This window comes from Oligella ureolytica DSM 18253, assembly GCF_000373745.1.
In the GTDB taxonomy this organism is placed as follows: Bacteria; Pseudomonadota; Gammaproteobacteria; order Burkholderiales; family Burkholderiaceae_B; genus Oligella; species Oligella ureolytica.
Window position 1 is genome coordinate 42,323 of the sequence record NZ_KB892288.1, and the last position, 12,018, is coordinate 54,340.

The window sequence follows — 12,018 nt, forward strand, 5'->3', positions numbered from 1 at the left end:
GTTTTACTGTGCTTGGCTCTGCTCAACCTCAGCTTTGATCAGTTCATGACTTAAATTAGCTGCTTCATTGCGGCTAAGTTCACTGACTTCGCCTAGTCGAGTGATCGGCTCTAAATACCTGACCGTGACCGAAATACCGAAATTACTCAATAAAACCCATATGTTGTGCACTAAGGTTTCATCACCAATAAAAGAGGCAAAAGGACTTCGTTGCCCCTGATGGTAGAACAAAATGGCCACTGGCTGAATTGGTATCTGAGCCTTTAGTGGAGCTTCTAATAAACCGCCAAAGAAGTTTTTGACGCCCATTCCGTCAGATGTTGTACCTTCCGGGAAAAGCCCGGTACACATGCCCAGGGAGAAGCGCTCATTTAACTCTTTATTGACGCCACGCATCGCTGAACGACTGGAGCGATCGACAAAAATCGTGCCGGTTAAGACTACTAAACGCCCCACAATCGGCCAATCTCTAATTTCTTTTTTAGCGACAAAAAAAGTGGTACGACAACTATTTAAGATAAAGATATCAATCCACGAAACATGGTTTGCCACCAGCATCACGGCACTATTCTGTATCGGTGCACCCTCAATCTTAACCTTCACCCCCAGCACCTGAATCAACAGCCTTGACCACACTTGAATGCTGCGCTCACGTGCTCTCTGACTGAGCATCGGAAAGATCAAACCGGTTAAGATAAGCCCAAAAAGGATTAATAGAACAAGCAACACTAATCGAGTAATAAAACGTAGTGCTCTGATTAGAATCACTCTTCTTTCTCCCACATCACCCGACCACTAACTATAGTTAGTTTAACTCGACCCGGCACTTGATAATTAACAAATGGCGTATGCACGCTTTGACTCAATAAACTCTCGCGGTCAACCGTCCAATACTCCTCCAAATCAACCAGCACCAAATCCGCTGGAGATCCGACAGATAACTGACCGCACGAAGAGAACGCCGGCGCTGCCTTTTGTAGGATAGAAACCGGCTCACATGTCACCTTGGTCAGCGCGTCCAGTAAAGAAATATTATTTTCTTTGGCCCACTTATAAACCAATGAAAATAGCAATTCCACACCGGAAGCCCCAGGTTGCGCTTCAGCGAATGGGACTAGCTTATCCTCATCATCGAGTGGAATATGGTCAGAGCAAATCGCATCAATCGTGCCATCAAGTAAGCCCTGGGTAATCGCATCACGATCACGCTGACCACGTAAAGGCGGATCTAATCGATAATTACTATCAAAGAAACCAATATCGACATCAGTCAAATGCACATGGTTAATGGACACATCGCAAGTGACCGGCAGGCCTTCGGCCTTGGCTTGACGTACCAACTCAATCCCTTGAGCACTAGAAACACGGCACAGGTGTAAACGCACGCCAATACTACGCTGCAATTCAAATAAAGCGTGCAAAGCAATTGTTTCACTTTGTACGGGTATGCTGCTCAAACCCAAACGTGAAGCTACCTCACCACTGGCAGCAACCCCATTGCCGGTTAAACTACGCTCATGCGGCCTTAACCATAAGCTATAACCAAAACTCTGAGCATACTGCATGCATTGCTTCAAAATACTCAGTTCCGGCAAAGGCCGGTTAGCATGAGAAAAGGCGATACAACCAGCACGGGTTAATTCACTCATCTCGGTGAGTTGATCACCCTCTAGATCCTCTGTCATCGCACCTAATGGATAAACATACGTCTGATTCAAAGCCCGAGCCCGATGCTTAAGCATTTCTACCAACCCCGGCTCATCCAGCGTGGGATCCGTGTCCGGTGGCAACACCAAACGCGTCACACCCCCAGAGAGCGCTGCCATCAGCTCATTTTCCAAGGTATCCCGGTGCTCGTAACCCGGTTCGCGCAGGCGCACCGACAAGTCAACCAAGCCGGGAATAACCGCTAAGCCACTGGCATCAATCACGCGATCTGCATCAAACTCATCCGGATCAATAGCTACGATACGCTGTCCGGCAATGGCAATATCATGCACGGCATCTATTTTATTTTTAGGATCGATTAAGCGACCGTTTTTAACTAAAATCTTCATTATTCAGATGCTCCTGCAACAATACTCATCACCGCCATACGTACTGCAATCCCAAAGGTGACCTGATCCAAAATCACGGCCTGCGGCGAATCTGCCACATCGGTAGCAATTTCCACCCCTCGATTCATCGGACCGGGATGCATAACAATCGCATCATCTTTGGCCAAAGCCAGCTTTTCCATGGTTAAGCCATAGTTTTTAAAATACTCGTGGGATGATGGTAACAACGCACCGGCCATACGTTCATTTTGAATGCGCAACATAATCACCACATCAACCCCACGCAGTCCCTCATTCATATCATGGTATATCTGCACTCCCATATGCGCTAAATCGCCGGGAATTAATGTCTGAGGACCAATCACACGAATTTCAGGTACTCCTAACGTACTCAAGGCATGGATATTTGAACGTGCAACACGCGAATGCACCACATCACCGACAATCGCCACAGTTAACTGGCTAAAATCCTTTTTAAAATGACGAATGGTATACATATCCAATAAAGCCTGCGTCGGGTGAGCATGTCGCCCATCACCGGCATTAACTACATGAATATGAGGCGCCACATGCTGAGCAATCAAATAAGGTGCCCCGCTGGCTTGATGTCGTACGACAAAAATATCCGCTTGCATGGCGGTCAGATTCGCAATCGTATCTAATAAGCTCTCACCCTTTGACGTAGAAGACGCATTAATATTTAAATTAAATACATCGGCTGATAAGCGCTTTGCCGCTATCTCAAAGGTCGTACGCGTTCGTGTCGAGTTTTCAAAGAATAGATTAAAAACACTCTTACCGCGCAGGATCGGCACTTTTTTAACATCCCGATCCGCTAAGGGGACAAATGTTTCTGCCGTATCAAGAATATTTATCAGCACCTCATACGGCAGTCCCTCGGTACTAAGCAAATGCGTCAACTCACCATGCTTATTAAGTTGGGGATTAAGCATCTTCGACCTCTTTTAAAGACATATCAAAAATAGACTCTTCATTTTGTGACAGCACAAAGCGCTGAGTATTTGGCAGTTCAAACACCTCACCAACCACATCCGCCTGAATCGGCAACTCACGACCGCCCCGATCAAGCAAAACAGCCAAGGCAATACTCGCCGGACGACCAATATCAAAGAGCTCATTCATCGCCGCTCTGACACTGCGACCGGTATACAAAATATCATCCACTAAAATAAGATGCTTATCGCTCACATCAAAAGGCACTGACGTCGGCTGCTTTTGACCATGCAAACCTATCTTACGAAAATCATCACGGTACAGACTGGTATTGATTAAGGCATTACTGGTGGTCAGCGCCAAATCCTCCTTGAGGCGTTCAGCGAGCCAAGCGCCGCCTGAGTAGATACCAACCAAGTGCACTTCTTCTGCCGAGTGCTTGGCAATCAAATTGGCCACACCGGCTTTGAGACGCTTGTAAAGCTCTTCAGCTTTTGGCAGTTCTTCTAAGCTTCTTTGCAGCTTAGGGGATTCATTTTGCATGATGGTTCCTGAATTAAATAATCACTATTTTTTCGTTCGATATTTTAGCACTTAAGATGTCAATCCATCTAAATGACGCTGCAATATAATTGCAGCAGCTACCGCATCATCCTCATCGCTAAATCGGCGCGCCTGCCTAGCGTCAACCTGCTTCAAATGGCGAATGAGTTGCTGTGCTTCCATGCTCGAGTTTTGCTCTTCTACTAAGATCACCTCCAGACCATAGCGACCATGTAATTGATTGGCAAAACGACGCGCATGCATAGATGCCGCCTGCTCTTCTCCGTCAAGGGTTAAAGGCAGGCCGACAATGACCTGATCCGGTTGCCACTCGTTTAAAATCGCCTCAACCTGCTCAAAGCGTCGCTGCTTAGTTTCAGATATCAGGGTACTCAGTGGACGGGCATGTCTTAAAAGTGAGTCACCTACTGCAACACCAATTTTTTTTAAACCGAAATCAAAGGCTAAATAACGTATTTCTTTCATAGGCTGTCAGCTCTTAAGCATGACCAATTTGTGACGATAAATTGCTCAGCTCAATGCCCAAAATGGCTAAGGTAGCGCGATAGCGATCGTGGACCGGATGTTTAAAGATAAGATCATGATTGGCGGGAATAGTTAGCCAGACATTTTGGTGTAGCTCCTCTTCCAGCTGACCTCCGTCCCAACCGGCATACCCGAAACAAATAAACGCCTTGTCAGGACCTTGTCCCTGCAAATAATCCTGCAACACTTCGCGTGAGTTATTGAGCTCTAACACCTCTGGATCATGCGCCTCTTCTTCATCTGAAGCAAATGGAGGGTGCAATATAAACGCACGCATTGGCTGCACCGGTCCGCCAAAAAAGACCCACTGCTCTGCCAGATCAGTCGTGCTTTCCAACTCAAAACGTTCCACTAATTCGCTGAGCTCAACATCCGTTGCACGATTAATAATCACACCGGCCGCACCGTCAGGCGAATGGTCAACTAAGTAAACGACACTGCCACTAAAGACCCCGGCATCAACACTTGGCATCGCCAAAAGAAACTGACCTTTTAGGCTAGTAAAGTCATCTATATCCTGGGGCTTCGTTAACGAGTTTTCTTTATTATGTGTCATAAATTAAACTTCCACCATCTCAAAATCCACCTTGCGAGCAGCGCATTCGGGACAAATCCAATCTTCGGGAACATCTTCCCAACGGGTACCGGGGGCTATACCGTCATCAGGCGCACCTTCTGCTTCGTCATAAACCCAACCACAAACTAAACACATCCAAGTTTTCATCAGTATAAGAAAAAATCAATTAACAAATATCAGCTGATATGACTTAATTGTACTGTTATCATTCTAAAAAACACTAAATACTTTCTATTTTTTAATGAACGGTTCGCTCACTCGGGCGTCCCAACCATTCTGACCGATGAATTATGAGCCAATTAAATACTCACTTTGCTAAGGGCCTTTATGGCATCACTCCCGAATGGGAGGATAACAGTCGCCTTCTGACGGCAATCGAAGAAGCTTGTCGAGGCGGCATGCGTATTTTACAGTGGCGTCAAAAGAGCTTGAGCGCAGCCGAATCATTAACCTTAGCGCTTAGAGCCAAAGAGATTTGTCACCAATACAACTGTCAATTCTTTATTAATGATTCTGTACAGCTGGCATTGGATTGTAAAGCAGACGGCATCCATATTGGTCGAGACGATGGCAGTGTCGCGGAGCTAAGAAAAGCCTGCGCAGAACAAGGACAGAATTTACTCATCGGCGTAAGTTGCTACAATAAGATGGAACTGGCCAAGCAAGCGATTAACGATGAGGTCGATTACCTTGCCTTTGGTGCACTTTTTAGCTCCATGGTCAAACCGGACGCCGTGTCTGCGCCACTGGCACTCTTTGCTGAAACCAAAGCCTATCTGCGGGATAGCGACATGGCAGCAAATAAGGCACCGGCACTGGTAGGCATTGGCGGCATTGATCAAGCCAATGCGGCCTCAGTTATCCACGCAGGAGCCGACAGCATCGCTGTCATCAGCGGTTTATTTGAATCGGACGACATTCAAGCAACCGCTCAATATCTCAGCAGTTTATTTTAATTTTCAATTGTTTATATAGGCATCTTCATGACAACGAATCAAGCTTTATTTGACCGCGCCTGCTTAACCATTCCGGGCGGAGTAAACTCACCTGTGCGCGCATTTAAATCAGTTGGCGGCGCTCCACGCTTTATTGCCAAAGCCGAAGGCCCTTATATTTGGGACGCCGAGGGCAAACGCTATATTGATTATCTGGGTTCATGGGGCCCAGCCATTGTCGGCCATGCTCACCCTGAAGTTGTCGAAGCAGTCCAAGAAGCGGCAGCCCTCGGTTTATCGTATGGTGCGCCAACAAAAGCCGAGATTTTACTTGCTGAAAAAATCACTCAACTACTGCCAAGCATTGAAAAAGTACGTTTAGTCAGCTCGGGCACCGAAGCCACCATGAGTGCTATCCGCTTAGCCCGCGGTGCAACCAACCGTAATAAAATCATCAAATTCGAGGGTTGTTATCACGGACACTCAGATAGCCTGTTAGTCAAAGCAGGTTCCGGTCTGTTGACTTTCGGTAACCCATCATCTGCCGGCGTTCCCGAAGAATTTGTTCAGCACACCTTAGTATTAGAATATAACAACCTAGACTCTGTACGCGCTGCATTTGAGGCTCACCCTAAAGACATCGCATGTATTATCGTTGAGCCATATGCCGGCAATATGAACTTAATTAAAGCCAAATCCGGCTTCTTAGAGGGCTTACGCGAGCTGTGTGATGAGTATGGCGCATTATTAATTTTTGATGAAGTCATGACAGGTTTTCGTGCCGGCCCCAAAGGCATTCAAGGCCTGACCGGTATTAAACCGGATCTCACCACCTTAGGTAAGGTGATTGGTGGCGGTATGCCGGTAGGTGCTTTTGGCGGTCGTGCCGATATTATGGAGCATATCGCCCCACTTGGTACGGTATATCAAGCAGGTACCCTTTCCGGTAATCCGATTTCAGTCGCCGCGGGCTTAAAAACACTGGAAATTATTTCTCGTGACGGCTTCTACGAAAACCTCAGCAATCAGCTGGAGAAAATGATCTCCGGCATCGAAGACGAGGCCCTAAGAGCAGGCATAGATTTTAGCGCTGACTTTGTTGGCGGTATGTTTGGCATCTATTTTAGAGACACCGTTCCGACGAATTTTGTTGAAACCTCTGAGAGTGATATTCAAGCCTTTAATACCTTCTTCCACAGTATGCTAGACAATGGTGTTCACTTAGCACCGTCCGCTTTTGAAGCCGGCTTTATCTCTGCTGCTCATAGCGATGAAGTGATTGAGGAAACAATTAGCGCCGCTCGACTCAGCTTTCAAAAACTGTAATAATTAGCGTTAACCCTAAAGTTTTTTTTTATTAAAGTCGCTACAAAAAAAGACAAATAAAAAAACTAAGATACAATTGATTAATGATTGGTTGAGTTTGGTGCGTTTTTTTATGCGCACCAGCTTCTTGTCTTTGATATCTACATGGGAAATTAAGTGGCAGTAAATTTTCATATCCCAAGCCCGGAAAATATCCATGCCGTACCCGGCATTGAAATTGGTATTGCTTCCGCCGGCATAAAAAAAGCAGGCAATCGCGATGTGACTGTCTTTAAATTTACACCAGGCACTGCGGTAGCTGGTGTGTTCACCCGCAATCGTTTTCGCGCTGCACCAGTACAAATTTGCGAGTCACGTTTGAGGTGCGATCAGGATATTCGCGCCCTCCTAGTCAATACGGGCAATGCCAACGCGGGTACCGGTACTGACGGCATGGATCGTGCTTTACGTACATGCCAAGCCTTAGCCTGTGAATTGGGTATCGATCAAAATCAAATCCTGCCATTTTCTACCGGCGTGATTTTAGAACCTTTACCAGACGATAAAATCATTACTGCGCTGCCTGCTGCTGTAGCTGACTTAAATGCGCAAAACTGGTTGCCTGCTGCTTCAAGCATCATGACAACCGACACGGTGCCAAAAATTAGTTCTAAGCAAATTGAAATTAATGGTCGTAAGGTGACCATCACCGGTATTTCTAAAGGCGCCGGCATGATCAAGCCCAACATGGCAACTATGCTTGGCTTTATTGGTACTGACGCAGAAATTGAGTGTCATTTACTTAAACAGATCACCACGGAAGTCACTAACAAATCCTTTAATCGCATTACGATTGACGGTGATACCTCGACCAATGACTCTTTTATCATTGCGGCAACCGGCCAAAGCGGCATTGAAATCACCCCTGACAGCTCGTACTATAAGACTTTTGTTGATGCCTTGACAGAAATTGCTCTGGACCTGGCACAAAAAATTGTCCGCGACGCCGAAGGTGCTACTAAGTTCATCACTATTCAGGTTGAGTCTGCCAAAAACCAGGACGAAGCCCTCAAAGTTGCCTATTCTATTGCCCAATCACCTCTCGTTAAAACAGCGTTCTTCGCTAGTGACCCTAACTTAGGTCGCATTCTTGCAGCCATTGGCTACGCTGACGTTCCTGACTTAGATACGTCCAACATCAATTTATGGCTAGGTGACGTACTAGTTGCAAGTAGCGGTGGCCGCCACCCTGAGTACAAAGAGGCAGATGGCAATCGGGTGATGAAGGAAGCTGAAATCCTTGTCCGCGTCGCGCTTAATCGTGGCGATGTCCAAGAAACGGTGTATAGCTGCGACTTCTCTTATGATTATGTCAAAATCAATGCAGAGTATCGCACCTAGCGTGACACACAGGATTTGTTGCTTCTAACACAAACAACATTTGCAAAAACAGGCTAAGCTATTGACAGAAAAGCCTTTTTATGTAAAAATTTACGGCTTAGCTCTATTTATAGGGCTAAGTTTTATTTTCTTTAAAATTATTTGAGGTTAACTCACATGTATGCGGTCATAAAAACCGGCGGCAAGCAGTATCGCGTTGCTCCCGGCCAAAAACTAAAGGTAGAACAGATACCTGCAGACATCGGACAAGAAATCTCTTTAGACCAGGTACTATCCGTAGGCGAAGGCGAATCTTTAAAAGTAGGTTCTCCATTAGTTGAAGGTGCTACTGTCACGGCTAAAGTTCTTGCACACGGTCGTCACGATAAAGTTAAAATTTTCAAGATGCGTCGTCGTAAGCACTACAGAAAGAGCCAAGGGCACCGTCAGAATTTCACCGAGATCGAAATCTCAGCGGTTAACGCTTAATTAGCAAAACCCGCTTTTTACAGGAGTAAAGCATGGCTACGAAAAAAGGTGGCGGTAGTACGCGTAACGGTCGCGACTCACAAGCCAAACGCCTAGGTGTTAAAGCTTACGGTGGTCAAACAGTTCCAGCTGGTTCTATTATTGTTCGTCAACGCGGCACTCGCTTCCACGCAGGTACCGGTGTTGGTATGGGCAAAGACCACACGTTATTCGCTTTAGTTGATGGACAAATTCAGTTCACAACCAAAGGCGCTTTAAACAAGCCTACTGTTGAAGTAATTGCAGCTGAGTAATCTCTAGCAAATTACCACACAGACAAACGCCGTTTACCTTTTTAGGAAGCGGCGTTTTTTATTTAAATAAACAAAAACTCAAGTCCGCATACTATAAACTAGAGTTAAACCAGATATTAATCATCAAACTAAAATAATTATTATGAAATTTGTAGACGAAGTCACCATTGAGGTGATTGGCGGTAAAGGCGGCAATGGCTCTGCCAGCTTTAGACGTGAGAAATTCATCCCTAGAGGTGGCCCTGATGGCGGCGATGGTGGTCGTGGCGGCAGCATCTTTGCTGTGGCAGACCGCAATTTAAACACCCTGATTGACTACCGCTATGATCGCATGCACCGCGCCAGAAATGGTGAAAACGGTCGTGGTGCAGACCAATACGGCGCCGGTGCAGACGACATCACACTCAAAGTACCAGTGGGTACGATTGTTTATGATGCCGAGACCGGTGAGCAGCTCTTTGATTTAGACAAGCATGGTGAGCAAGTTACGCTCGCTCAAGGTGGCGCCGGTGGCTTAGGCAACTTACACTTCAAATCAAGTACTAACCGCGCTCCTCGTAAATTCACCTATGGCAAAATGGGCGAACAAAAAAAATTACGCATGGAGCTTAAAGTGCTTGCTGATGTGGGTTTATTAGGCTTGCCAAACGCCGGCAAATCCTCCTTTATTGCCAAGACATCTAATGCCAAGCCCAAGATTGCCGATTATCCATTTACCACCCTCTACCCTAATCTTGGCATGGTTAGAACATCACCCTCTCACAGCTTTGTGATTGCAGACATTCCGGGGCTCATTGAAGGCGCCTCAGAGGGTGCCGGCTTAGGTCATTTATTCTTACGCCACCTCACTCGCACACGTGTGTTACTGCATATTGTCGATATTTATAATATCGATGCCGAAGTAGACTCGGTTGAAAAGGCGGCCGCAGATATTGAAGGTATTGTTGAGGAGCTTAAACTTTACGATGAAGAGCTTTACAACAAACCCCGTTGGTTGGTTTTAAATAAAGTGGATATGGTAGAGGACGTTGAGCAATTCAAGCAAGCACTATGCGAGCGCCTCAACTGGCAAGGTCCGGTTTATGCTATCTCCGCTCTGAGTGGTGAAGGTACTGAGCAGTTAATCTATGCTCTGCAGGATTATGTAGACGAGGTAAAAGCCCAAGAAAACCGTGCTGCAGATGAAGCCGCCGGTCTTGTTGAGTACGAAGACCCTCGCTTTGATCCAAATCGCCAAGCTGCACCGATAGAGTTGGATGACGATGATCCGCGCTTTGCTACTACAGCAAGCGTAGACACTTCTAAACTAGACCCGCGTTATGATCCGAACTCACCCGAATATGATCCGCGATTAGACCCCAATCACCCAAGCTACGACCCACGTATAGATCCTGATGATCCAAAGGCCTAAGTGCAATTAAACACTCACTAACAGTGCTAATATAAAGGGTTTAAGCGTCAAATATCGTTTAAGCCCTTTTATCATTTAACCTCTTGATTTTTCCTTACGCCATGTCAGAAACCCAGCAAACCGCTCTTGTCAAAGATGCCAAACGCGTTGTTATTAAAATCGGTTCCTCCCTACTCACCAATAATGGTAAGGGCATTGATAGCAATGAAATCGCTCGATGGGCTAAACAAATAGCTTACCTACATCAGCGCGGCCAACAGGTAGTCTTAGTTTCAAGCGGTGCCATTGCTGAAGGTATGGCGCGCTTTGGCTGGAATAAGCGACCAAAACTAGTCAATCAGCTACAAGCGGCCGCTGCCGTGGGACAAATTGCTTTGGCACAGGCCTATGAAACTGCATTTAAAGAATACGGCATTCAAACCGCACAAATTCTTTTAACCCATGATGACTTGGCCGACAGACACCGCTATTTAAATGCTCGGTCCACGCTCAACACGCTATTAGAGCTTAATGTCATTCCTATCATCAATGAAAATGATACGGTTATTACCAAGGAAATTCAATTAGGGGACAATGACACGCTTGGTGCATTAGTGGCCAATCTACTTGAATCGGAAGTTTATATTATTCTGACCGACCAAGAGGGTCTGTACGATAGCGACCCTCGCAAAAACAAAGATGCTAAATTTATCCATCGCGCAGAAGCCGGAGACCCTGCCTTGGAGAAAATGGCGGGTGGTGCCGGTACGCATGTTGGTACCGGCGGCATGATGACTAAGGTGCTCGCGGCTAAGCGTGCTGCGCGCAGTGGCGCTCATACAATTATTGCCAGTGGTAGCGAAGAAAATCTACTGCCCCGTCTCTGCAATGGCGAATCTATCGGCACTGAACTCTATGCACAGATTCCTATTCTCTCGGCGCGTAAGCAATGGCTTGCTGCCCACTTGCATATCAGCGGTTACTTGGTGCTTGATGACGGTGCGATTGCCGCCCTCACCCAGCACGGCAAGAGCTTATTACCGATTGGTGTGACTGAAGTGCGTGGGGACTTTGAACGCGGTGATTTAGTTGCCTGCATTGACAAAGAAGGTAATGAATATGCCCGTGGACTGGTTAGCTACAGCGCAGAGGACGCTCATCAGATTATCGGCAAACCAAGCAGTCAGATTGGAAAGATTCTTGGTGCGGTGACTGATATTGATTTAATACACCGAGATAATATGATTGTTCATAATTAGACAAAAGGAGTGGTAATCCTCCCAGAAAACCATAGCAATTAGAAGTAGAATTTCTTATAAAGGAAATTCAATGAAACGATCACGATATACTGACAGCCAAATTATGGCGATTCTTAAACAAGCTGAAGCCGGTACGCCAGTGCCGGAGCTGTGCCGGGAGCATGGCATGAGCAGCGCCACGTTCTACAAGTGGCGTGCTAAATACGGTGGCATGGATGCCTCCATGATGTCTCGCCTTAAAGAGCTTGAGGCGGAGAATCAACGTCTTAAAAAGATGTATGCCGAAGAGC

15 protein-coding genes are annotated in these 12,018 nt (G+C 46.3%); 8 read left to right on the forward strand and 7 right to left on the reverse strand.

The window, feature by feature from the left end; all coding sequences use genetic code 11:
* Positions 1-3: 3 nt before the first annotated feature.
* The 7 genes from B092_RS0103680 to B092_RS0103710 are packed head-to-tail and all read right to left on the reverse strand — an operon-like array spanning position 4 to position 4,824.
* Positions 4-768 (reverse strand): lysophospholipid acyltransferase family protein, encoded by a 765-nt coding sequence (locus tag B092_RS0103680; RefSeq protein ID WP_018573893.1) that lies wholly within the window; start codon positions 766-768, stop codon positions 4-6.
* Entirely contained in the window at positions 765-2,057 is a 1,293-nt protein-coding gene (locus B092_RS0103685) for a dihydroorotase (RefSeq protein WP_018573894.1), read from the reverse strand. Before B092_RS0103685 ends, B092_RS0103680 begins: the two co-directional genes overlap by 4 nt.
* Positions 2,057-3,010, reverse strand: coding sequence for an aspartate carbamoyltransferase catalytic subunit (locus B092_RS0103690; RefSeq protein ID WP_018573895.1), 954 nt, complete (start codon positions 3,008-3,010; stop codon positions 2,057-2,059). Before B092_RS0103690 ends, B092_RS0103685 begins: the two co-directional genes overlap by 1 nt.
* Positions 3,003-3,554, reverse strand: a complete 552-nt coding sequence (pyrR, locus tag B092_RS0103695) for a bifunctional pyr operon transcriptional regulator/uracil phosphoribosyltransferase PyrR (RefSeq protein WP_018573896.1) — start codon at positions 3,552-3,554, stop codon at positions 3,003-3,005. The genes B092_RS0103690 and pyrR overlap by 8 nt, the downstream gene beginning before the upstream one ends.
* 51 nt (positions 3,555-3,605) lie before the next feature.
* On the reverse strand, positions 3,606-4,040 hold the full coding sequence (ruvX, locus tag B092_RS0103700) for a Holliday junction resolvase RuvX (protein WP_018573897.1): 435 nt from the start codon (positions 4,038-4,040) through the stop codon (positions 3,606-3,608).
* 13 nt (positions 4,041-4,053) lie between these two features.
* Complete coding sequence (locus B092_RS0103705; RefSeq protein WP_018573898.1) at positions 4,054-4,656, reverse strand: YqgE/AlgH family protein; 603 nt, start codon at positions 4,654-4,656, stop codon at positions 4,054-4,056.
* 3 nt (positions 4,657-4,659) lie between these two features.
* The gene (locus B092_RS0103710; protein WP_040608084.1) at positions 4,660-4,824 is read right to left on the reverse strand and encodes a rubredoxin; all 165 of its coding nucleotides are present in this window, start codon (positions 4,822-4,824) and stop codon (positions 4,660-4,662) included.
* A 143-nt stretch (positions 4,825-4,967) separates the two neighbouring features.
* Here B092_RS0103710 and thiE point away from each other — a divergent pair, with 143 nt between their 5' ends.
* The 8 genes from thiE to B092_RS0103750 all read left to right on the forward strand — a co-directional run.
* The gene (gene thiE, locus B092_RS0103715; RefSeq protein ID WP_018573900.1) at positions 4,968-5,633 is read left to right on the forward strand and encodes a thiamine phosphate synthase; all 666 of its coding nucleotides are present in this window, start codon (positions 4,968-4,970) and stop codon (positions 5,631-5,633) included.
* Between the two features lie 27 nt (positions 5,634-5,660).
* On the forward strand, positions 5,661-6,938 hold the full coding sequence (hemL, locus tag B092_RS0103720; protein WP_018573901.1) for a glutamate-1-semialdehyde 2,1-aminomutase: 1,278 nt from the start codon (positions 5,661-5,663) through the stop codon (positions 6,936-6,938).
* A gap of 156 nt (positions 6,939-7,094) precedes the next feature.
* Positions 7,095-8,318: a bifunctional glutamate N-acetyltransferase/amino-acid acetyltransferase ArgJ gene (gene argJ, locus B092_RS0103725; protein ID WP_018573902.1), complete on the forward strand. Its 1,224-nt coding sequence runs from the start codon at positions 7,095-7,097 to the stop codon at positions 8,316-8,318.
* A gap of 156 nt (positions 8,319-8,474) precedes the next feature.
* Positions 8,475-8,786 carry a 50S ribosomal protein L21 gene (gene rplU / locus B092_RS0103730; RefSeq protein ID WP_018573903.1) on the forward strand — a complete coding sequence of 104 codons (312 nt, stop codon included), beginning with the start codon at positions 8,475-8,477 and terminating at the stop codon, positions 8,784-8,786.
* Positions 8,787-8,818: 32 nt separating this feature from the next.
* Complete coding sequence (gene rpmA, locus B092_RS0103735) at positions 8,819-9,079, forward strand: 50S ribosomal protein L27 (protein WP_018573904.1); 261 nt, start codon at positions 8,819-8,821, stop codon at positions 9,077-9,079.
* A 142-nt stretch (positions 9,080-9,221) separates the two neighbouring features.
* A complete protein-coding gene (obgE, locus tag B092_RS0103740) occupies positions 9,222-10,490 on the forward strand; it encodes a GTPase ObgE (protein ID WP_018573905.1) in 1,269 nt (422 codons plus the stop codon).
* A 101-nt stretch (positions 10,491-10,591) separates the two neighbouring features.
* Entirely contained in the window at positions 10,592-11,728 is a 1,137-nt protein-coding gene (gene proB, locus B092_RS0103745; protein WP_018573906.1) for a glutamate 5-kinase, read from the forward strand.
* Between the two features lie 70 nt (positions 11,729-11,798).
* The coding region (locus tag B092_RS0103750) for a transposase (RefSeq protein WP_018573907.1) at positions 11,799-12,018 on the forward strand (220 nt) is incomplete at its 3' end.

Excerpts from the sequence above, each read along its gene's own strand:
- B092_RS0103685 (WP_018573894.1), bottom strand. The coding sequence starts at position 2,057 with ATGAAGATTTTAGTTAAAAACGGTCGCTTAATCGATCCTAAAAATAAA.
- B092_RS0103690 (WP_018573895.1), bottom strand. The coding sequence starts at position 3,010 with ATGCTTAATCCCCAACTTAATAAGCATGGTGAGTTGACGCATTTGCTT.
- pyrR (WP_018573896.1), bottom strand. The coding sequence starts at position 3,554 with ATGCAAAATGAATCCCCTAAGCTGCAAAGAAGCTTAGAAGAACTGCCA.
- ruvX (WP_018573897.1), bottom strand. The coding sequence starts at position 4,040 with ATGAAAGAAATACGTTATTTAGCCTTTGATTTCGGTTTAAAAAAAATT.
- B092_RS0103705 (WP_018573898.1), bottom strand. The coding sequence starts at position 4,656 with ATGACACATAATAAAGAAAACTCGTTAACGAAGCCCCAGGATATAGAT.
- B092_RS0103710 (WP_040608084.1), bottom strand. The coding sequence starts at position 4,824 with ATGAAAACTTGGATGTGTTTAGTTTGTGGTTGGGTTTATGACGAAGCA.
- thiE (WP_018573900.1), top strand. The coding sequence starts at position 4,968 with ATGAGCCAATTAAATACTCACTTTGCTAAGGGCCTTTATGGCATCACT.
- hemL (WP_018573901.1), top strand. The coding sequence starts at position 5,661 with ATGACAACGAATCAAGCTTTATTTGACCGCGCCTGCTTAACCATTCCG.
- rplU (WP_018573903.1), top strand. The coding sequence starts at position 8,475 with ATGTATGCGGTCATAAAAACCGGCGGCAAGCAGTATCGCGTTGCTCCC.
- rpmA (WP_018573904.1), top strand. The coding sequence starts at position 8,819 with ATGGCTACGAAAAAAGGTGGCGGTAGTACGCGTAACGGTCGCGACTCA.
- obgE (WP_018573905.1), top strand. The coding sequence starts at position 9,222 with ATGAAATTTGTAGACGAAGTCACCATTGAGGTGATTGGCGGTAAAGGC.
- proB (WP_018573906.1), top strand. The coding sequence starts at position 10,592 with ATGTCAGAAACCCAGCAAACCGCTCTTGTCAAAGATGCCAAACGCGTT.